16 protein-coding genes are annotated in these 18,092 nt (G+C 71.8%); 6 read left to right on the top strand and 10 right to left on the bottom strand.

Annotation, left to right across the window (positions count from 1 at the left end; all coding sequences use genetic code 11):
* Positions 1 to 16: 16 nt before the first annotated feature.
* From AC6JA9_RS09915 to AC6JA9_RS09890, 6 genes are all read right to left on the bottom strand, one after another.
* Complete coding sequence (locus AC6JA9_RS09915) at positions 17 to 3,610, bottom strand: ABC transporter permease/M1 family aminopeptidase (protein WP_497959561.1); 3,594 nt, start codon at positions 3,608 to 3,610, stop codon at positions 17 to 19.
* 11 nt (positions 3,611 to 3,621) lie between these two features.
* The gene (locus AC6JA9_RS09910; protein ID WP_141332414.1) at positions 3,622 to 4,497 is read right to left on the bottom strand and encodes an ABC transporter ATP-binding protein; all 876 of its coding nucleotides are present in this window, start codon (positions 4,495 to 4,497) and stop codon (positions 3,622 to 3,624) included.
* A 90-nt stretch (positions 4,498 to 4,587) separates the two neighbouring features.
* Complete coding sequence (locus tag AC6JA9_RS09905; RefSeq protein ID WP_141332413.1) at positions 4,588 to 4,794, bottom strand: cold-shock protein; 207 nt, start codon at positions 4,792 to 4,794, stop codon at positions 4,588 to 4,590.
* A 212-nt stretch (positions 4,795 to 5,006) separates the two neighbouring features.
* Entirely contained in the window at positions 5,007 to 5,189 is a 183-nt protein-coding gene (locus tag AC6JA9_RS09900; protein WP_141332412.1) for a hypothetical protein, read from the bottom strand.
* A 73-nt stretch (positions 5,190 to 5,262) separates the two neighbouring features.
* Positions 5,263 to 5,466, bottom strand: a complete 204-nt coding sequence (locus AC6JA9_RS09895) for a cold-shock protein (RefSeq protein ID WP_141332411.1) — start codon at positions 5,464 to 5,466, stop codon at positions 5,263 to 5,265.
* A gap of 324 nt (positions 5,467 to 5,790) precedes the next feature.
* Entirely contained in the window at positions 5,791 to 6,063 is a 273-nt protein-coding gene (locus AC6JA9_RS09890) for a helix-turn-helix domain-containing protein (protein WP_223747934.1), read from the bottom strand.
* A gap of 159 nt (positions 6,064 to 6,222) precedes the next feature.
* On the opposite strand from AC6JA9_RS09890, the gene pdxR reads away from it, so the two are divergent.
* The 4 genes from pdxR (at position 6,223) to AC6JA9_RS09870 (ending at position 10,157) form a co-directional block, all read left to right on the top strand.
* A complete protein-coding gene (gene pdxR, locus AC6JA9_RS09885; protein WP_497959560.1) occupies positions 6,223 to 7,764 on the top strand; it encodes a MocR-like pyridoxine biosynthesis transcription factor PdxR in 1,542 nt (513 codons plus the stop codon).
* A 112-nt stretch (positions 7,765 to 7,876) separates the two neighbouring features.
* A complete protein-coding gene (locus tag AC6JA9_RS09880) occupies positions 7,877 to 8,353 on the top strand; it encodes a carboxymuconolactone decarboxylase family protein (protein WP_497959559.1) in 477 nt (158 codons plus the stop codon).
* Between the two features lie 70 nt (positions 8,354 to 8,423).
* Positions 8,424 to 8,852 (top strand): 2TM domain-containing protein, encoded by a 429-nt coding sequence (locus AC6JA9_RS09875; protein WP_141332409.1) that lies wholly within the window; start codon positions 8,424 to 8,426, stop codon positions 8,850 to 8,852.
* Between the two features lie 87 nt (positions 8,853 to 8,939).
* Positions 8,940 to 10,157, top strand: a complete 1,218-nt coding sequence (locus tag AC6JA9_RS09870; RefSeq protein WP_141332408.1) for a 50S ribosomal protein L11 methyltransferase — start codon at positions 8,940 to 8,942, stop codon at positions 10,155 to 10,157.
* Between the two features lie 22 nt (positions 10,158 to 10,179).
* Here AC6JA9_RS09870 and AC6JA9_RS09865 read toward each other — a convergent pair whose 3' ends face one another.
* Both AC6JA9_RS09865 and AC6JA9_RS09860 read right to left on the bottom strand, forming a co-directional pair.
* Positions 10,180 to 10,824, bottom strand: a complete 645-nt coding sequence (locus AC6JA9_RS09865) for a hypothetical protein (protein ID WP_248544050.1) — start codon at positions 10,822 to 10,824, stop codon at positions 10,180 to 10,182.
* Positions 10,825 to 10,914: 90 nt separating this feature from the next.
* Positions 10,915 to 11,799, bottom strand: a complete 885-nt coding sequence (locus tag AC6JA9_RS09860) for a pirin family protein (protein ID WP_497959558.1) — start codon at positions 11,797 to 11,799, stop codon at positions 10,915 to 10,917.
* Between the two features lie 94 nt (positions 11,800 to 11,893).
* On the opposite strand from AC6JA9_RS09860, the gene AC6JA9_RS09855 reads away from it, so the two are divergent.
* Positions 11,894 to 13,261 carry a cupin-like domain-containing protein gene (locus AC6JA9_RS09855; protein WP_223784558.1) on the top strand — a complete coding sequence of 456 codons (1,368 nt, stop codon included), beginning with the start codon at positions 11,894 to 11,896 and terminating at the stop codon, positions 13,259 to 13,261.
* 4 nt (positions 13,262 to 13,265) lie between these two features.
* Here AC6JA9_RS09855 and AC6JA9_RS09850 read toward each other — a convergent pair whose 3' ends face one another.
* Complete coding sequence (locus tag AC6JA9_RS09850) at positions 13,266 to 14,630, bottom strand: metallopeptidase TldD-related protein (protein WP_497959557.1); 1,365 nt, start codon at positions 14,628 to 14,630, stop codon at positions 13,266 to 13,268.
* A 734-nt stretch (positions 14,631 to 15,364) separates the two neighbouring features.
* Here AC6JA9_RS09850 and AC6JA9_RS09845 point away from each other — a divergent pair.
* Entirely contained in the window at positions 15,365 to 16,645 is a 1,281-nt protein-coding gene (locus AC6JA9_RS09845) for a TldD/PmbA family protein (RefSeq protein WP_408891431.1), read from the top strand.
* A gap of 301 nt (positions 16,646 to 16,946) precedes the next feature.
* Here AC6JA9_RS09845 and AC6JA9_RS09840 read toward each other — a convergent pair whose 3' ends face one another.
* The gene (locus AC6JA9_RS09840; RefSeq protein ID WP_223784555.1) at positions 16,947 to 18,092 is read right to left on the bottom strand and encodes a hypothetical protein; all 1,146 of its coding nucleotides are present in this window, start codon (positions 18,090 to 18,092) and stop codon (positions 16,947 to 16,949) included.

Below are 18,092 nucleotides of genomic sequence, written 5' to 3'. Positions count from 1 at the left end.
CGCCGGAAGAGGCGCGCTAACGGGACGCTGACGCCTCTACCCGGGGCGTCAGCTTCCGGAAGTTGTCCCCGCGCTCCCGCTCGATGCGCAGGAAGCCCGGGTCCACGCCCACGTACGCGGGGCGCTCCTCCACGATGAAGGCCACCTCCGTGGACGGGCCCTGGAAGCGGTGGCGCTCCACGCGCAGCGGGACGTCCTCCACGGCGCCGTCGCGCGGCGAGCCACGGTAGACCGCGAGCTCGAGCACCTCGTCCATGGGCAGGGGCACATCCTCGCTCCCGCGCCGCGCGTGCTTGGCCGTGGCCACGCGCGCCGTCACCCGGAAGCGCCCGTCCTCCAGCGCCTCCACGGTGGCCGACTCCACCTTCAAGTCGTAGAGGACGACCTCCTTCATCCACTGGTCGATGAGGACGCGCTGCTCGGCGGACGCCTGGGCGTGCAGCGCGGCCAGCAAATCCAACGTCGTCAGCGTGTTCTCGCGCGTCTGCGAGGCCAGCAGGTGGCGCAGCGCCGCGTCCAGCCGCGATTCGCCCAGCAGGTCGCGCAGCGCGTTCATCACCAGCGCGCCCTTGCCGTAGTAGAGGTAGGACTGGCCCGCGCCCTTGTAGAGCGGCGGCTCGGCCTCCGCCTCCTCGCCCCGGCCGGAGAGATAGCGGTCCCTGTCGAACGCGAGCACCGGCAACAGCGAGCGCTCACCGTCCTGTCCCGCCAGCACCCGCTGCTCGGCGTACTTCGTCAGCGACTCCACCAGCATCGTCGCGCCCTCGACGGGAGCCGGGTCCAGCAGGTGGCCGAACCACTGGTGGGCGACCTCGTGCGCCGTGCGCCGCGTCACCAGGTCCACCGCGTCGTCCTCGCGCCCCATGTCCGTGAGGAAGCCCCGGTCCTCCACGAAGTAGATGACCTGCCGCAGGGCCAGCGCGCCGAAGTCCCAGTACGAAGGAATCTCCACCACGCGCAGCTGAGCGTCAGGGTAGCGCTGGAAGCGCGCGCCGAAGTCGTCCAGCGAGCGTGTCACCGCCGCCTGGATGGCCTTCACGTTGTAGGGGTGCGACGGGTGGTAGTACACCTCCACGTCCACGCCCTGGTGCCGCGTCCGCTCCACCGCGTAGCGGGCGGAGACGATGGCGAACATCGGCGTCATCGGCCGCGCCTCCACGAAGTGGAAGTGGCGCCGGCCCGCCTCGGTCCACTCGCGTCGCAGCGCGCCCGGCGCGACCGCCGTCTGGTCCCCGTCCGTGGACACGGTGAGGTCCAGCGTGTGCCAGCCCTGCTCCACCGGAAGGGGCACGGCGCCGCGCTCGTCCAGCCTCGGCAGCCTCGGCTGCTCCGGCAGGCCCCGCGCCCGCCGCTCGGCCGCGTTGCCCAGCTCATACGTGCGGCGGTAGCCCAGCGAGGGGAACACCTCCGTGTTGCGCAGGAAGGTGCCGTTCTCCACCAGCGACAGCTCGAAGTCCGTCGCCCTCACGCCCCGCTCCTCCCGGGTGACGTCGAACGACAGCTCGGACACGCCGCCCGGTGGCAGCGCGGGCGACAGCGCGAAGCGGACCATGCCGAAGCGCTCGTCGTGGGACACCTGCTCCGCGCCGCGCAGCGCCAGCGACACGGGCCGCGCGGACCGGGGCACCGCGACCCACAGCGTGTCGATGGGCTCCCGGGTGCGGTTCTCCAGCCGGTAGCTGCCCGTGACGCGGTAGCGCGCCTCCTGGGGGAAGAGGTCCACCTTCGCCGTCACCGCGGTGATGCTCGGCACCGGGAGCGCCTCGTGCACCTTGTACGTGCGCTCGTACGCCTCCTTCCAGTCGCGTGAGGCCTCGCGCGACTCGTACGTCCCCTGGAGCACCGTGTCCCGCAGGATGACGCCGCCCATCAGCACCAGCACGCCCCCCGCGACGCCCGCCGCGAGCCACCCGCCCCTGCCCCACCGCGCCGGAACACTCCGCAGGCGCGCGAGCAGGCAGAAGCCCAGGCCGCGCCGCCACAGGCCCCAGGTGACGAGCGCCAGCACCACGGCGAAGGCGCTCCAGTACACCATGAAGGCGGTGAACGAGCCCGCCATGGGCCCCAGCCCGTTGAGGTCCGTGTGCACCACGCCCGGCGCCGCCGCGAAGCGCGTCAGCGGATGCTCCAGGCCCCAGCCCGCGCCCTGGCTCGAGACGATGGCCAGGGCCAGGCTCAGCACCATGCCGACATACCGATGCGGGCTCACCGCCTGCAGGAACAGCACCGCCACCGCGAAGAGCACCAGCGGCAGCCCCGCGAAGTAGAACGAGGACAGGTACAGCCCCGGCTCCAGCGCCGTCACGCCCCGCGACAGCTGGAACGCCATGCCCAGCAGGATGGGCGCCCCCGTCAGCACGCCCACCAGCGCCACCAACGCCAGCAGCTTGGAGGCGACGAACACCGCGCTCGACACGGGCGTCGCGTCGAGCAGCGCGTCGAAGCGCGCCATGCGCTCGCGCCACGCCAGCTCCGCGCCGAAGTAGATGAGCACCAACGTGCCCAGCTGCGACAGGGGCGTCCAGAGGTGCTCCACCACCCGGCCCGTGGTGGGGATGCGAAGGGTGCCGTACTCGCCCCGGCCCGCGCCCGTCACGACCTCCATGCCGACGATGAAGAGCCACAGCACCAGCAGCGCCAGGAACGGCCAGCTTCCGAGCACGTGCCGCAGCTCCAGCCGCGTCGCGGAGACGAGCGCCGCCCACCAGGAAGCCTCACGCACCTCGACGGGCCGGTACGTGGACGGCGCCCCACGGGAGAGCTCATCCGCGCTCGCGTCGGGCCGGCGCTTCACCGCGGACCTGCGGAAGGAGAAGCGCGCGTGCACCCAGCCCAGCACACACGCCGCGACGCCCAGCCACAGCAGCCGGTTCCACAGCAGGTGGCCCTCCAGCGCGAAGAGGCGGGTGTTGCGCTCGGCCTCCGTCCAGTAGCGCGTCTGCTCGAAGAAGGCGGACAGGCCGAACGGGTCCAGCAACGCGGCGCGCGCCAGGGCCTCCGGCGTCTGGGGCGACGTCCCCGCCATCAGCGGCGAGTCCGCCCACATGGAGCCCACCACGTACACCGCGTAGACGAGGATGCCGCCCACGTACGTCGCCAGCGTGCTGCGCGACAGCGCGGAGACGGCGAACAGCAGCGACGCGGCGAAGACGATGTTGGGCAGCACCAGCACGACGAGCGGCCACAGGTAGCGGCCCACGCCCACCGGCCCCACCCGCTCGGGCGCGAGCGACACCAGGAAGGGCGCCGCCATCAGCGCGAGCGTCGCCACGCCGAACACCGCGAGCGTCGCCAGCGTCGCGCCCAGGAACCGGCCCAGCAGGTAGTCCCGCTTGCGCACGGACGTGGTGTAGATGAGCTCCGTCATGCCGTGCTCGGCGTCGCGCTGCACGGTGTTCGCGCAGAAGATGCCCAGCACGAAGAGCGACGTCAGCGACAACAGCCCCAGGGACTGCGCCACGCTGTGCGGCGAATTGACGTGGAGGTTGTCGCCTCCGTAGCCGGTGGCGACGAAGAGGAACGCGAGCGCGACGAAGGCCGCCGCCGCCGCGAAGAAGACGGCCTGGCGCGTCTGGTGGCGCCACTCGAAGTGGAGGATTCCGCCGAGCATGCCCGCCTCCCTCACGCCGCGCGCCGGGCGGACAGCGTGGAGAAGTAGACGTCCTCGAGGTCCGGAGTCACCGGCTCGAAGCCCTCCTCCGGTCGCGCGTCCGCCAGCACGTGCACGCGCGTGCGCCCGGCCCTCAGCTGCGTGGACAGCACCGGGAAGTCCGCGCGGTAGCGCTCCACCGCCGCCTTCTCCACCGTCTTGCGCCACACCCGCCCCTCCAGGGACGCCACCAGCGCCTCGGGCGCGCCCTCGCACAGCACCCGCCCCTCCGACAGGATGGCCATGCGCGGGCACAGCTGGCGCACGTCCTCGACGATGTGCGTGGAGAGCAGCACGACGACGTTCTCCCCCACCTCGCCCAGCAGGTTGTGGAAGCGCTGGCGCTCCTCCGGGTCCAGGCCCGCGGTGGGCTCGTCCACGATGAGCAGCCGGGGGTCGCCCAGCAGCGCCTGGGCGATGCCGAAGCGCTGCCGCATGCCGCCGGAGAAGCCGCTGACGGCCTTCTTGCGGTGGGCGTACAGGTTCGTCAGGTGCAGCAGCGCGTCCACCTGCTCACGGCGCGCCTTCGCGTGCGACAGGCCCTTGAGCAGGCCCAGGTGGTCCAACAGCTCCACCGCGCTCACGCCCGGGTACACGCCGAAGTCCTGGGGCAGGTAGCCCAGGTGACGGCGGTGCGCCTCCGGGTGGGCGAGCACATCCAGCCCGTCGAACGTCACCTGCCCCGCGTCCGGCGCCTGCAGCGTCGCGAGGATGCGCATCAGCGAGGACTTGCCGGCGCCGTTGGGCCCGAGCAGGCCGAACAGCCCCCGCTCGATGTCCAGGTCGATGCCGCGCAGGGCCTGGACGCCGTTGGGGTAGGACTTGGAGACAGCGGAGATTCGCAGCATGGGGCGCCGGAGGAAGCGTTGGGGAGGACCTCCCACCTACGCTCCCACCCCACGTGCGATTGCACGGCCGCGCGGGCGAGCGGCGCGCTTTCAGTCCAGCGCGCGGACGTTGGCGGCCTGCAGCCCCTTGGGGCCCTTGGTGACGTCGAACTCCACCTTCTGCCCGTCCCGCAGGGTGCGGTGCCCCTCCGACTGGATGGCGGTGTGGTGGCAGAACACGTCGGCGCCCCCATCGTCCTGCGCGATGAAGCCAAAGCCCTTCGAGTCGTTGAACCACTTCACGGTACCCGTCGCCATACTCGGCATCCTCCCTGTCGCGACGTCGGACGTCGCCGCGTGCCCGGAACGTGGCACGGGAGTGGACGCGTAGCCCACACCCGGAGGGCGTGTCGACGGGGCGAGGGGGCGATCATCCACCAGTGAGCGATTGCCCCCAGGACACTTCAGCTCCGGACACGACAAGGCCCACCACGAAGACGCGTGGTGGGCCTCGATGGGGAGACCACGACTCAGTACTCCACTTGCGGCTGCGGCCCCGGAACGATGTCCGCGATGTCGGGGTCCACGTCGCCAGGCTGGCGGGGTCCCTTCTCGGCCTTCAGGCGCTTGCGCTCCTCGCGCTTGACGTCCTTCTCCTGCTGATGCTGCTTGCGCGCCTGCTCCTTCTGGCGCTTCGTCGACCTTCCTTGCATGCCGCCTCCCTCCTGAAAGTAAAGGCCCGGCCCCTCGCGAGGAGACCGGGCCACGGGTTACCAGGCGACGCGCTCAGATGGGACGAACGTTGGACGCCTGCAGCCCCTTGGGGCCCTTCGTAACCTCGAACTCCACCTTCTGACCCTCGGCCAGGGTCCGGAACCCGTCCGCCTGGATGGCGGTGTGGTGGCAGAACACGTCAGGGCCGCCATTGTCCTGCGCGATGAAGCCAAAGCCCTTCGCGTCGTTGAACCACTTCACGGAACCAGTCGCCATATGCGTCTTCTTTCTTCTCGCGGCATCCAAGGCCGCCCTGCCCCCCGAACCTGGGGAGCGGAACTGCCCTTAGCCTGATAGGAGGCCCCTGTCATCTCCCGGGTGACCTCGAAAAAACCCACCGACCCCAACCCCGCGCGGAAGAACGCACGGGCACCCCGAACAATTCTCGTTTCAGCTTAATGGTCGCCCCTCCGGTCCGCCGCATCTCGGAAGGTAAGGCGCGCGCGCGGACGGGACATGTGGGACGCTTGGACGAAGCATCCAGGCAGACAGGCGAAACGCCGGGTCCGCCCTCGAAGTGACGAGGGGCCGACAGCGTCTTCAACGCACAGTGTGGGGCACTCGACGTCGCCCCTGGACGCGGGGGTGTTGACGGGCGGCCAACGCCTCCAGGAGCCCCTGTCGCCCGCCGAAGTGGTAGCGCGGGGCACCCCGGCCCGCGTGGGCGCGTCGGGCCACGGCCTCCAGCGTCAACGCCTGGGGGCCCTCCTCGCGCAGCAGGGATTCGGCGGCGCGCAAGAGGCGCTCACGCATTCCCTCGATTCTCGCGCGCGGTGGCGCGACGATGAAGTGGAACCAGGGCACCCCGAACATGACGCTCCCCCTTCCCTCGTTGGATGGGCGCTACGCCCCCCACCTAGCCCGCTTGCGCGCGTTTCCAACAGTGATGGCTCGTGATTCAGGACATCACCCCGGTGAATTCCCCTGGACCCGGCCCGGCCCGGGCTCCAGCGCCGGGTGGGAGCGGGCGCGATGACGTCCGCGAAGCCCGCGCCTCGCGGCGGCAAGCCCGCTCGGCGTCGCGCGCGCAAGCGGCCTCCGGTGATGGCGGCCACGTCGGTGGTGCTGGACGGCTCCACGGGCGCTTCGCTGCAGACGCAGCTGGTGGAGGCGCTGCGCTCGGCCATCGTCTCGGGGCGGCTGGGGCCGGGCACGCGGCTGCTCTCCACGCGGGCGCTGGCGGAGCAGGTGGACGTGTCGCGCAACACGGTGCTCAACGCGTACTCGCGGCTCTTGTCGGAGGGCTATCTGCGCGGCCACCTGGGCTCGGGCACGTACGTGGCCAGCGAGCTGCCGGAGCGGCTGCAGTCCTCGCGGCGCGCCCGGCAGGAGGCGCCCGGGGCCCGGCACACGCCGGGAATCTCGCGCCGGGGCAGCGCGGTGGCGGGCCTTCCGGACGTGCGGCTCAGCGCGCCGGGCATCCCCGAGAGCCGCCTGGCCTTCCGCATGGGCACGCCCGCGGTGGACGCCTTCCCGAGTGACTTGTGGGGCCGGCTGCTGCACACGCGCTGGCGGCGCTCGTGGGGGGACCTGCTCAAGCGCGCGGACCCCGGAGGGCACCCGCCGCTGCGCCGCGCCGTCGCGGACTACCTGGCCACCTCGCGCGGGGTGCGGTGCGTGCCGGAGCAGGTCATCATCGTCAACGGAGCGCAGCAGGCGATGAGCCTGGCGGCGCAGGTGCTGCTGGACCCCGGTGACGCCGCGTGGGTGGAGGACCCGGGCTACTTCGCCAGCCGGGGCGCGCTCGTGGCCGCGGGCGCCACGCTGGTGCCCGTGCCGGTGGACGACGAGGGGCTGGACGTGGCGGCGGGCGCGCGGCTGGCGCCGGACGCGCGGCTGGCCATCGTCACGCCCGCGCACCAGTTCCCCCTGGGCGTGGCGATGAGCCCGGCGCGGCGGCGGGCGCTGCTGGCGTGGGCGGCGCGCTCGGATGCATGGATTGTCGAGGACGACTACGACAGCGAGTTCCGCTACGAGGGCCGGCCGCTGCCCGCGCTCCAGGGGCTGTCGCCGGACGCGCGCGTCATCTACATCGGCACGTTCAGCAAGGTGGTGTCCCCGGCGCTGCGGGTGGGCTACCTCGTCGTCCCGGAGTCGCTGGTGCAAGCCTTCTGCGCGGCGCGGCGGTTCATCGACACCCACACGCCCGTGGTGGAGCAGGCGGTGCTCGCGGACTTCCTCCACGAGGGCCACTTCAGCCGCCACGTGCGCCGCATGCGCGTGCTGTACGGGCGCAGGCAGCAGGCGCTGCTGGAGGCGGCCCGGCGCGAGCTCTCCGGACGGCTGCGGCTCGAGCCCCTGCACACGGGCATGCACCTGGTGGGCTGGCTGCCAGCGGGCGTGGACGACGGGGTGGCCGCGGCGCGGGGCATCGAGGCCGGGGTGATGACGCAGCCCCTGTCCGCCTTCCGCGTCGCGTCGCGGGGGCCCGGGGCGCTGCTGCTCGGCTATTCCTGCGTGCCCGAGGACCAGATTGAAGAAGGGGTCCGCCTGCTCGCGCGGGCCCTGCGCTGAAGTGGCTCCATCGACGGGTGCGCGAGTGGCCCTCGCGCCGTGGGCGCCGCCCGGTTACTTCACGCCCATCGACGAACGGACACGACGTCCCGCTCGCCACGGAGGAATCATCATGGAAGCGCAGCGTTTCGACATCGCGAAGCTCGCCCCGGGCATCTACAGCGCGATGATGGGGCTGGAGAAGTACCTGCACCAGTGTGGCCTGGAGGCGGGCCTGCTGCACCTCATCAAGCTGCGCGCCTCGCAGCTCAACGGGTGCGCCTACTGCATCGACATGCACTGGAAGGACTTGCGCGCCCTCGGCGAGTCGGAGCAGCGGCTGTACGGGCTGGACGCCTGGGAGGAGAGCCCCTACTACACCGAGCGCGAGCGCGCGGCGCTGGCCTGGACGGAGGCGGTGACGAACCTGAAGGAGGGCCACGTGTCCCACGCCGTCTTCCAGGTGGTGAAGCCGCACTTCACGGACAAGGAGCTGGCGGACCTCACCGGCGCGGTGGCCACCATCAACGCCTGGAACCGCCTGGCCATCTCCGCCCGCACGCTGCCCGGCACGTACCAGGCGCCGACGGCCGCGCAGAAGGCGGGCTGAGCCGGAGGCCGTCGGGCGCGGGCGCCCCGTATCGACGCGGGCCCGGGTGACGCACTAACGTCCCCGGTCCATGGCCGAGACCCGAACCCAGTCGCCACCCACCCACTTCACCGAAGCGGAGGCCGCGGACCTCATCCGCGAGGCGAGCACCCACGCCCTCAAGAGCCGCGCCCACGAGCGCAAGCTCACGCGCGAGGAGGTGCTCGCCATGGCGCGCGAGATGGGCTTGAGCGAGGCGTCCGTGGAGGCCGCGCTGGCGACCCGCGGGAAGAAGAACGAGGACCGCCTGAAGCTGCGCAAGGACCTGCTGGGGCTCGCCACGCACGGCCTCAGCTACACCATCGTCATCGGCGCGCTCACCCTCATCGACATCCTCTCCGGCCCCACCTGGTTCGTGGTCTGGCCCGCGATTGGCTGGGGCATCGGCCTGGCGTTCCACACCATGGGCGTGACGATGGGCATGGCCCGACGCGCACTGAACGTCCCGGAGGATGAGTAGCGCGCGAATGCGCATGGGACGGACCTCGAGATAAGGCAGACTCAGCCTCGCTTTCCCAGAATTGGGTTGAAACCGAGCGAGGCCACCGTGTCGACCGAGCAGCTCCGGGTATCTCAGTCCATCTTGTTGATGATGAACGCGCAGGGGCAGATGACCGCCATCGGGTCCATGTCCCAGCCGCCGTTGACGCTCACCCCCGCGCAGTGGTGGTTGGTGGGCTCGCTGCAGGCGGCGCTCCCGAAGGAGGCGCTGCTGTCGAAGCCGAGCACCTTCTCGCGCGAGCAGCTCACCGAGGCGCTCGACACGCTCGTCGAGCACTCGCTGGTGGTGCCGGTGAAGGGCGCGGCGGTGGACAGCTCGCGCTACCTGATGGGGCCCGGGGGATGGGCGGACATCACCGAGCACCACCGGATGCTCTACGACACGGTCCGCGTGCACGCGTACCGCTCGGCGCTGTTCCGGCACGCCAGGGACCAGGTCGTCCTGGACATCGGAACGGGGACGGGCGTGCTCGCGATTCTCGCCGCGAAGGCAGGGGCGCGGCATGTCTATGCCATCGACGAGTCCGCCATCGCGGAGGTGGCGCTGGAGATGTACGCCGAGAATGGCGTCGCGGACCGCATCACCCTGTTCCACGGCAACAGCCGGGACGTGGAGCTGCCCGAGCGCGCGAATGTGATTGTCCATGAGCTGCTCAACGTGGACCCGTTCGGGGAGAACCTGCTGCCCGCGATGCAGGACGCGACGCGGCGGTTCCTCGCGCCCGGAGGCCGGCTGATTCCGCATCGCATCGAGGCGATGTGCGTCGGCGTCCAGATGACCGAGCCGGTGAGCTCCGGTCAGCGCATGCTGCGCGAGGCGGAGAACCTCGACGACTTCTACGGCCTGTCCTTCCGCCCCGTGCTCCAGCGCCTGCGCGAGGCGTACGACGTGGCCGGACCGAACTTCGACCTGGGCGGGATGAACGTGCCGCCAGGCCCGCCGCAGACGCTGCTCACCAGGCCCTGCGTGCTGCGGGACGTGAGGCTCGACCAGGACTTGACGGAGGCGATGGACGAGGCGCCCGTCGAATCCGTGCTCGAGGCGGACGCGCCCGGCACCCTGGGCGGCGTGGCCCTCTACTTCCGCGCGCACATGGACGAGCACACCGTGCTGTCGACCTCCCCCACCGCGCCCGCGACGTGCTGGGGCTTCCTGGTGAAGGAGTTCCGGGAGCGGGTGCAGGTGAAGCCCGGGGACAAGGTGCGCATCCGCTCCAGCCTCCAGCGCTCACACGGACACCGCTTCAAGGTCGAGCTGGCCTGAGCGACCTCCAGGCCCTCGGGGCTCAAATCCCCGGGGGCGTGCGCGGCAGCTCCGTGCCGAACACCGCCTGGAGCAGGTCGACCAGGCCGGGCCACGCCTCCGCGCCCAGCCACAGGCCCTCCTCGACGTGCTCGACGCTCATGGCGAGTGACGCGTTCTCGAAGAGCTTCGCGGACAGCACGCCCTCCGGAGGCAGGCGGCCCTCCACCTGGAGCACCTGACCATCCCAGCGGAAACCCGGTGGCAACAGGCGCTCCGCCATGGCGCGCAGCGCGGAGCGGCCGGCCCCCGCGCGCAGCAGGCCCATCACCAGCGACGAGGCGCCGCGCGACTCCTCCAGCTCGACGCGGCCGGGCGTGCGCAGCCACAGCCGGTAGCGCCCCGAGGCGAACTCCACGCGCTCCAGCGTCGTCTCCACGCGCACCTTCCAGCCCTTCACGGACAGGCGGATGTCATAGAGCTCCGGGCGGGCCTCCCAGTGGCGCAGCTCCACGTTCTTCGCCTTGACCAGCAGCTGGCGCACCACCGTCTCCACGCGCACGTGGGACAGCCGCAGCCGCTTGCCGCCCACGTCCACCGCGACGTCTCCGGAGAGCGGGGACGGCAGGCGCCTCGCCCACTCCCGAGCGCCCTCCAAGAGCTTCATCGCCAACGACTGACCCGACATCCATGTCCTCCCGAGTGCGCGCGCAGCATGCACCGGATTCGCGTCGTGCGAAGGAAGCCCTCGGGTGCGAGGGCCTGTCACCCCGGAAGCTCAGGGGGCGAGCGGCGGGAAGCGTCCGGCCTCCCAGTCCGCCAGCCGCGCGCGGCCCTCGGCCACGCTGTCCACCACGAAGTTCCACCAGATGACCAGCGGGTCCGGCAGCGGCTCACCGCCCAGCACCACCGCCCGGCCGCCCCGCACCGAGTGCAGCGCCAGCGCGGCGCCGCCGTCCTCCAGGTGCGCGAGCACGCCCCGCTCCACCGTCGTCCCGCCCACGGCCACCTCCCCGTCCGCCACGTAGAGCGCGAGCGCGTGCGTGGACTCCACGGGCAGCGACACCGAGGCGCCCGCCTCCAGCTCCACGTCCAGGTACGTCAGGGGATGGAAGGTGGGCACGGGGGACACGGCGTCCCCCAGCCGGCCGGCGAGCACGCGCACCCGGGCGCACTCGTGCTCGACGAGGGGCAGCTTGGAGGCGGGGACATGCTCGAAGGACGGCGTCGTGTGGCGGTGCTCGCGCGGCAGGGCGACCCAGGTCTGCAGGCCGTGCAGCGGGGCGGCGCCGGGGCTCGAGTCGACATCCTCGGCGTGGACGATGCCGCGCCCGGCGGTCATCCAGTTCACGTCCCCCGGGTGGATGTCCTGCACCGAGCCCACCGAGTCGCGGTGACGGATGGCGCCGGAGAACAGGTACGTCACCGTCTGGAGTCCCACGTGGGGATGGGGCGGCACGGACATGGTGCCCGGCGTGGCGGGGGCGGGGCCGAAGTGGTCGCAGAAGACGAAGGGGCCCACGCGCCGCAGCTCCACCCTGGGCAGGGCGCGCAGCACCCGCGACTCGCCCACCAGCTCCGTCGGCTTCGCGGTCCACAGGGCCGCGACGCCGCGCTCCACCGAAGGGTCCACGCGCGCCGCCACTGATGACTCCTTCCCCATGCTCGATTCTCCTGGCCGGGCGCCCCGTGTCGTGGAGCCCGGATGCCGGATGCTAGTATCACCTGGCCTTCTCCTCGCGCATCCCCCCGGACCCATGGCACGAGCCTCCGCCGCACTCCCGGTCGAACCGTCCCTCGCCCTGCCCAGGGCCTTCTGGAAGCGCTTCGCCCGCGAGCACTGGGACGTGGGGCCCACCCTCTTCCCCAGCCTGTTCCCCCGCCACTTTCCATCGCCCGCCGAAATCTTCGAGGCGCTGGTGGACGTGGGCACGCGCTACCGCCAGGGCGAGGTGATGCTGCCGGTGCGCTTCTACGTGGAGCACGAGGCCACGGCGGAGGGACCGCCGGAGGTCTTCGCGGCCGTGGCGATGTCGCGCTACCTGCCCCTGGCGGAAGACGGCGACGTCGACGGGTACGCGCGGCGGATGGAGCACCTGCTCCACGGACGCAGGTTCGGGCTGGTGCTGAGCAACACGCAGAGCCACCACTGGAGTCACTGGCTCCAGATGCGCACCTTCCTGTCCGGCGTCCACGGCGCGCTCGGCGTGCCGCTGGGGGGCGCGGACTCCGCGCTGTTCCTGGGCAACTACCGACACACGCCCTTCGGCATCCACAAGGATGACCTGCACGTCTTCTACTTCGTCATCCGGGGGCGTCGACGGATGAGCTTCTGGCCGCTGGAGGCGATGCGCTCCAGACCGGAGGTGGCGCCGCACGCGGACCCGGGGCTGAAGGACCGGCCACACGGCGTGGTGCTGCGCGACGCGGAGGACACGCGTCAGGTGATGGCGCAGGCGAGCTTCCTGGAGGCCGGCGCGGGCGACATCATGTACTGGCCCTCGTCGTACTGGCACCGCTCGGAGCCGAGCGAGGGCCTCACCATCGCCGCCTCGCTGGGCTTCAACTTCCGCGCGCCCATGTTCCTGGACCGCGCGCCCGAGCAGCCGTGGCCGCAGCGGCTGTCCCATGGAGAGCTGCCCCGGGTCGAGGGTTGGGCGCTGCCGAGGTCGGTGCGCGACGCGCTCGGCAAGCAGGGGCGCGGACAGGGCTTGCGCACGACGCGCAACACGCTCACCGAGGGCTGGGTGCGCTTCCTCACCAACGGCGCGCTGGATGGGCCGCCTCCGGAGGCGCGGGGGCTCTCGCCGCTCACGCCCGAGGACACGGTGGTGGGCAGCCCCGCGCGACCCATCGTCACCGTGCCGCTGGAGGGCGGACAGGTGGTGGTGGCGGCCAATGGGTTTTCGCGGACGCTGCGCCCTTCGCCGGTGGCGCGGCGGCGGCTCGAGGCGCTGACGGAGACGCTGAGCTCCGGCAGGCCGGTGTCGGTGGGGACGTTGGAGGAGGACTTCTTCCGGCGACTGCCGCCGCGTGCGTTTCCTCGCGCGGGGGTGCGCTCGCTGCTGGATGAGCTGGCGCGGTGGCGCGCGGTGTGGCGCCACGAGCCCGTGCGTCGGCGCTGACGGCTCAGCCTCCCGGCGGAGGGAGGACCAGGGTGGGCGTGCCGCAGCCCTCCGCCGAGGGGAAGAAGGCCAGGTCCGAGCCCACGCCGCGCAGGGAGCGGAACGTCTCGAGCACGGGCAGCTCCAGCTCCAGCGGCTCGACGCGGTGCACGCGGCGGCCGTCGCGGACCTCCCAGCCTCCCGCGATGAGCGACACGATGCCGGGCGTGGACATGGTGGAGAAGTTCTCCACGCGCGCCACCAGCTCCGTGTAGTCGGCGGGCAGGGTGTCCTCGCGCGGCAGGACGCAGAAGTTGAGGGCCGTGGGCGTCGCCGGATGCACGAGGTCGCGGAGCCCTCGGCCTCCAGGTTCGACGCCGAGGCGCGCGGCCGTCTCCTCCGAGTGGAGGAAGCCCACGAGGCGCCCCTCGTCGACGAGGCGCAGGACGCGGGTGGGCCGGCCTTCGTCATCGAGCTGACGGCGCTGGAGGCCGCGCGGGTCCAGCGGGTCGTCCTCCACGGTCAGGATGGAGGGGAAGAGCTTGCGGCCCACGGCGCGCACGAGCGCGGGCGTCGCGGTGGCGATGTCTCCTCGCAACAGCCACGTGAGCCCCGCGACGAGCGGCGCCGCGACCAGGGGCCGCAGCACGAGCGGGAGCGCGCGGTCCGCTTGCTTCGCGGGTCCTTCGAGCGCGGCCACGGCGTCGGCCAGCCGGGCGCGGATGGGCTCGAGGTCGCCCTTCCCCTTCGAGGCCTCCCAAGAAAGGGGCACGGCGTCCACCACCGCGCCGCGAGAGGTCTCGCAGCGCAGGAAGGCGACCTCCTGATGGGTCCGACGGAACGCCTCGAAGCCGTCGCTTCGCACGGACAAGGCGCCCGTGCATTCCTGCTTCACCACCAGGGCCTGCACGACGACGCCGGGGGGCAGCACGTCCTTCACCATGCGTTCGGCGCACCGGTGGGCGCGAGAGAAGTCCGTCGCCCCGCGCCATGCGTCCGTGGGCAGGGGGGTTCCTGGCGACGGTGTCGTGGGGAAGCCCCCGGTCGACCCCGTGCGAGCCTTCTCCTCCGCGGACAGCAACACCTGCTCCAGGGTCGCCCGGTCATGCACGCAATCGATGGCGGTGCCCACGGCCTCCCCGAGCCAGACCCGGGCCGAGACGGTGAGCGCACCACCGGAGCTGCTGGAGAAGGTCTTCGAGGCGACGTCGTAGTCCAGCGACAGGTTGTCGTACGACAGCAGGTAGAGCTCCACGCCCCGCCAGCCACGCTCGCGGCCCAGACGGTCCATCACCTCCCGCGCCAGGACAATCCAGTCCTGGGGCGACAGGCCGCCCGTGGAGACCAGGCTGGCGTCTTCCAACCTCACGTCCTCGTCATGCTCCGACATGCAGACTCCCGACTCGCATCGCTCGGCACATCCGAAACCTGACGACCTGCCCACCGTCATCACGGGATGAAGCCCATCATGAATCAACCAACGAGACCGAGACAGATGCATCACGGAAGTCCGCCACGGCCCTCGACCGGAGGCCCCGCGCACCACGAAGCACGCTCTCCGTGGAGATCGGCTCCCATCGGAGCCCACGGGACTGACCGAGCCAGTCTCATCGCGGGAACCTGGCTGGAGTCCATCGCCGTTCTCGACCCGACACCTTGCTCGCCACGAAGCGCGCGAGCGGCGGAGGCCGGCTCCTATCGGAGCCCGAGGGCCAGACCGAGACAGGCTCGTCGCAGAGACCTGTCCGAAGTCCGTCGCGGCATCAACCCGATGAACTGCTCACCGCGAAGCGCCCCGGCCTCAGGGGCTCGCAGGCTCCCATCAGAATCAGTCGGCGCGCGCCATCGCGCATGACCGAGGGCCCTCTCCCTGGGGCCGTCATGCCCTTCGGCCTGATGCCCGCCCACTGCGAAGCACCCTGTCGACACGGGCTGGCGGGCCTCATCGGAATCAATCGGTGCACCCAGACAGGCTCGAGGCCGAAGCCGCCCGGAGGTCATGCTCGACATCTTCGCGGCGCGTGCGCGTGGGTGGGGTCTCGGTCCAGCAGCGCGCAGCGTGATACAACCCGGAGGGACGCGTTCCCTCGCGCGCCCCCGACGCTGACACAAGGAGCCCTCGTCTTGGATTGGTTCGTGGAGCGGCGCGAAGTCTCCGACGTGCTCCACCTCCGCTCCGGCACACGGATTCTGCCCGCCACCTTCGAGCGTGGCGCCTGTGTCCGCAAAGGTCCCCCGAGCCACGGTGAATACACGTGGACGGAGTTGTCTCGTGGAACACCCGCTCCGGGGCTCCTCCCGTCCGAAGTGCTCGAACGGGCACGTGCGCCGCTCGCCGAGTCCTCCAGGCTCTCGGAGGGCGCCGCGCTCCGTGAGGACGTGGTGCGCCGGCTCGTGGACGTCGCACGCGCGGCCGGGGCGCTCCACCTCGAGGTGACGCTGCGTGAGGTGGACCGCTGGACGCTCCACGCTCAGCCCGAGCGGATGGTGGAGGACCACACGCGCCATGCCTTGCTGGAGGTGAAGGCGTTCCATGGCGAGGCCGGCGGTCCCCGGTTCGATGCGTGGCGCTGCGTCACGCATCCCGACGCCACGCGCCTCCATGCCGCCCTGCCCTCGCTGGAAGCGTGGGTGGACACGCTGGTGCGTGAGCTCCGGGAGACGACTCCCGCCGTGCCGTGCCCCGACGATGCGCTGCCCGTGCTCTTCCCTCCGGGCGCGGCGTCCGCGTGCTTCTTCCATGAGGTCTGCGGCCATCCCCTGGAGGGCGATGTCGTCGCGCGCGGCGGCTCCTTCCTCGCGCGCAGACTGGGACAGCGCGTGGCCGAGCCCTTCGTCCACGTGTCCGACGACCCCACGGATGCGCAGGGTGCGCTCGGCTTCACGTGGGATGACGAGGGGCACGCCGCGCGCGCGGTGCCCCTGCTGCGTGGAGGCATCGTCACCTCGCCCATGCTGGATGCGCGCAGCGCCCGCGCGCTCGGCCTGGAGCCCAACGGTCATGGCCGGCGCGTGGACTTCCGTCACCCGCCCCTGCCACGCATGGCGCACACCCGCGTGGAGCCGCATGAAGGCGACCTGGCGTCCCTCCTCGCGGACGTGGGCCACGGGCTGCTCGTGCAGCACCTCACGCCGCGGCACATGAACCTCCTGTCGGGGGACTTCAGCTTCCACATCGTCGAGGCGCGCCTGGTGCGCGACGGGCGCGCGGGCCCTCGCGTGGGCCCCGGCGTCCTCTCCGGCAACGGGCTGACGGCGCTGGCCCACATCGATGCGGTGGGCGCCGACGCGCGCAACCTCTTCGCCACGCGAGGGTGCCGCAAGCTGGACCATGGCCCGCTGCCCGTGTCCTTCGGGCAGCCCTCGGTCCGCTTCCGCGAGCTGCGCGTGCGGCCCGGGACCTGAGCGGGGGCCCGAGGCGGGCACCTGCCGCCACGAGCTCGCTCCTCCAGCCGAGGACGCGAAACCTCGGGGCGAATGCTCGCGTGGCCTACCGCCATCCGGGCGCGCGCCTCATGGCCGCGGCATCCGAGCTAACCAGGCGGAGACCGGGTGCATCGAAGTCGGAGCGCGTGCTCTCGTGACGTACCGCCCCTACACACGAACCCTCACGACCGAAGCATCCCCACGAAACGAACCGAGGACGGCTCCTCGACATCGGAGCGCGTCCTCGTGTCACGACCCAACGGCCTGGGGGCCCTCGTCGCTACTCCGCCGGCGGACCCTCGGGGTCGACAGGTTCCTCGGGCAGCTCCACGGGCGGAGGCGGGATGTAGCAGGTCCACGTGGGCTCCGGCTCCGGCGGCGGCGGGTCCTCGAGCCCACCCCCGGGAGGCGGCTCCTCGCCCGGCGGCATCGGAATCTGCCCGAAGGCCCGGTACACGCTCACCTCACCCGGGCGCGGCTCCACGATGACCGGCGGAATCAGGTACGGCCGGGGCGGCGCCTCGGGGTCCGGCTCCGGCTCCGGCACGAAGGTGTCCACCAGGTTCACCGTCACCGGCTCCGTGGTGTTGGGCGGCAGCACCAGCGCGAAGTAGCCCAGGAAGCTCTCCGAGCCGGGCAGCACCATGAAGCCCATCGGCGACTGCCCCGGCAGCGGAGCCTCCTCCACCGGCGCCCAGTCGAGCGGGAAGAGCCGCCCCGCGGACGCCTCCGCGATGCTGGACACCGGCGTCTGGAACAGGTCCGCCAGGAAGCTCATGTCGTGCACGAACAGGAGCGCGACACCGCCCGTCTTCGTCGGGTCCAACAGGTCCGCGGGCGTCGTCGGCGTGCCCGCCTCCGTCATCGCCTGCGCCACCGCGTCCAGCGCGCCCGTGTTGCCCACGAGCACCGCGGCCTGGCCGTAGCACTGCGTGACGCTCGCCAGGATGGGCCGCACGTACGTCGTGGGGAAGTACGTCGTCGTCGGCATCGGGACGGGGAAGTCGGGGTTCGGCTCCACCGGCTCCTCGGGAGGCGTCGCGGACGCGAGATAGGCCGTCGTCTCACCCGACGGAGCCCCCACCACCGACCAGGTCCCTCCGAAGTCCGACGGCGCCGACACCAGCGCGCCGCCGCCCTCCGGTGACGACAGCGACACCTGCCCCCCCATGATGGCGGACAGGAAGGTGTACGGCCCCTCGAAGAGGCCGGGCAGCGCGTTGCCGGCCTCCTCCTCGGGCACCGTCATGAAGGCGACGAGGAACGCCTCCGGGTCGTAGAGCACGCCGGAGACGTTCGTCGTGCGCGCCGGCAGGTCGACGACGGGCGCGGTGTCCGGCGGGATGTTGACGGGCGCGTCGGAGCTGGAACACCCACCGGCGGCGGCGAAGAGCAGGAAGCTGGAGGCTAGGGAGCGGAGCTTCAT

The organism is Myxococcus sp. MH1, from assembly GCF_059738865.1.
This window is presented reverse-complemented; position numbering and strand designations above follow the sequence as displayed.

Bases quoted from the DNA above. Each gene is read 5' to 3' on its own strand.
- AC6JA9_RS09915 (WP_497959561.1), bottom strand. From the start codon at position 3,610: ATGCTCGGCGGAATCCTCCACTTCGAGTGGCGCCACCAGACGCGCCAG.
- AC6JA9_RS09910 (WP_141332414.1), bottom strand. From the start codon at position 4,497: ATGCTGCGAATCTCCGCTGTCTCCAAGTCCTACCCCAACGGCGTCCAG.
- AC6JA9_RS09905 (WP_141332413.1), bottom strand. From the start codon at position 4,794: ATGGCGACGGGTACCGTGAAGTGGTTCAACGACTCGAAGGGCTTTGGC.
- AC6JA9_RS09900 (WP_141332412.1), bottom strand. From the start codon at position 5,189: ATGCAAGGAAGGTCGACGAAGCGCCAGAAGGAGCAGGCGCGCAAGCAG.
- AC6JA9_RS09895 (WP_141332411.1), bottom strand. From the start codon at position 5,466: ATGGCGACTGGTTCCGTGAAGTGGTTCAACGACGCGAAGGGCTTTGGC.
- AC6JA9_RS09890 (WP_223747934.1), bottom strand. From the start codon at position 6,063: ATGTTCGGGGTGCCCTGGTTCCACTTCATCGTCGCGCCACCGCGCGCG.
- pdxR (WP_497959560.1), top strand. From the start codon at position 6,223: ATGACGTCCGCGAAGCCCGCGCCTCGCGGCGGCAAGCCCGCTCGGCGT.
- AC6JA9_RS09880 (WP_497959559.1), top strand. From the start codon at position 7,877: ATGGAAGCGCAGCGTTTCGACATCGCGAAGCTCGCCCCGGGCATCTAC.
- AC6JA9_RS09875 (WP_141332409.1), top strand. From the start codon at position 8,424: ATGGCCGAGACCCGAACCCAGTCGCCACCCACCCACTTCACCGAAGCG.
- AC6JA9_RS09865 (WP_248544050.1), bottom strand. From the start codon at position 10,824: ATGTCGGGTCAGTCGTTGGCGATGAAGCTCTTGGAGGGCGCTCGGGAG.
- AC6JA9_RS09860 (WP_497959558.1), bottom strand. From the start codon at position 11,799: ATGGGGAAGGAGTCATCAGTGGCGGCGCGCGTGGACCCTTCGGTGGAG.
- AC6JA9_RS09855 (WP_223784558.1), top strand. From the start codon at position 11,894: ATGGCACGAGCCTCCGCCGCACTCCCGGTCGAACCGTCCCTCGCCCTG.
- AC6JA9_RS09850 (WP_497959557.1), bottom strand. From the start codon at position 14,630: ATGTCGGAGCATGACGAGGACGTGAGGTTGGAAGACGCCAGCCTGGTC.
- AC6JA9_RS09840 (WP_223784555.1), bottom strand. From the start codon at position 18,092: ATGAAGCTCCGCTCCCTAGCCTCCAGCTTCCTGCTCTTCGCCGCCGCC.